Below are 1,445 nucleotides of genomic sequence, written 5' to 3'. Positions count from 1 at the left end.
TGGACTGCCCCCCAAAAGTTGGACAGGTTAGCTAGCAATCTGCGCAGCCCGGGTCCTGTACTCCACAGGGCTTAGGTTGTTGAGCGTCAGTTTGATGCGGTGATGGTTGTAATAGTGGATGTATTCATCCAGACCCGCTTTCAACGCCTCGACGCTCTCAAATCGCTTCAGGTAGAAAAACTCGGACTTAAGCGTACCAAAAAAGCTCTCCATCGCAGCATTGTCCAAACAATTTCCTTTGCGCGACATGCTCTGTTTGATCCCGAGCTTCGCCAGCTTATAGCGGTATTGGGAGTGCTGGTAATGCCATCCTTGATCAGAGTGGATCACGAGTTTTGGCTCGTTATGCAAGCGTTTAAAAGCCTTGTCCAGCATATTGTCGACCAGTGCCAAACAGGGGCGGGTAGCCATTTCATACGCCACGATTTCGCGGTTGTACAAGTCCATGACAGGCGAAAGATAGAGCTTTTGCTGAGCAACTTTGAACTCTGTAACGTCGGTCACCCACTTCTGATTCGGGCGTTGGGCGATGAAGTTGCGATCTAATACATTCGGTGCAGTTCTGCCGGTAGTTCCTCGATACGAACGATACTTTTTGGGGCGCACAACCGAGCGCAATCCCAGCTCAACCATTAAACGTTCCACGACCTTCTTGTTGACGAGATGGCCCAAGCTCCTGATTACAGCGCTAATGCGTCGATACCCATAAAGACCTTTCTCCTGGTCATACACACGCTGTACCAACTGCTTAAGCGAGGCATGCTTATCTGGCCGTTGCTGTGCACGGACTTGATAGTAAAACGTGCTGCGCGCCACTCCAGCTAGCTTCAGCAGATCAGCCAGAGGGAACATGTTTTTCAGTTTCGAGACGATCAGGGTTTTTTCGTTTGCCGTCGTTTTTTCTGTTCCTGCAAAGCCTCTAACTCCTTTAGGTAGGCGTTCTCCATGCGTAGGTATTCAAGTTCAGCCAACAACTGTTCGCGCGGTTTCAGCGCATCGTCTTTAGCTTCGGGCACAGCAGGTTTGGGCTTCTTCGTCATCACAGCGGGTATTCTTCTGTTTGCGATGGTCGACGGTTCAAGATCGCCACTGTAGTACTGCCGCTCCCAATTGCCTACTTGAGATGATTGGCCAAGACCAAAGTGCGCGGCGACCTGACGAAGTGAGAGGTGGTGTGAGCGTTTGTACTCCACAACTTCACGCTTGAAGCTGGCGCTGTACCGTTGCCCTCGTTTACGAAGACAGGTCAAACGGTGGAGCTTATAGCTTGAAACCCACCGCCGGAGCAGGCTGACGTCGATATCGAAGCGCCGGGCGATCGTCCGTAGACCCTTAGTGCCATCAAGATAAGCCTTGATGGCGTTGAGCTTAAATTGCTCTGTGTACTTGCTCATGTTGAAACCCCAAAAAGTTGGATATGTGTCCAACTTTTTGGGGGCAGTCCA

At 51.0% G+C, this 1,445-nt stretch carries 1 protein-coding gene; it reads right to left on the bottom strand.

Translation table 11 applies throughout. The features are described 5' to 3' along the window. Positions 1 to 27 precede the first annotated feature (27 nt). A protein-coding gene (locus tag AQS70_RS23265) for an IS3 family transposase (RefSeq protein ID WP_164488181.1) occupies positions 28 to 1,394 on the bottom strand; the annotation gives its coding sequence in 2 pieces (ribosomal slippage) (positions 28 to 902 and positions 902 to 1,394; 1,368 coding nt in all). Between the last annotated feature and the right edge of the window lie 51 nt (positions 1,395 to 1,445).

The sequence above is a fragment of the Pseudomonas endophytica genome (genome assembly GCF_001411475.1).
GTDB classification, from domain to species: Bacteria; Pseudomonadota; Gammaproteobacteria; order Pseudomonadales; family Pseudomonadaceae; genus Aquipseudomonas; species Aquipseudomonas endophytica.
The sequence above is the reverse complement of the archived record's forward strand: the minus strand, read 5'-3'. Positions and strand labels throughout refer to the sequence as shown.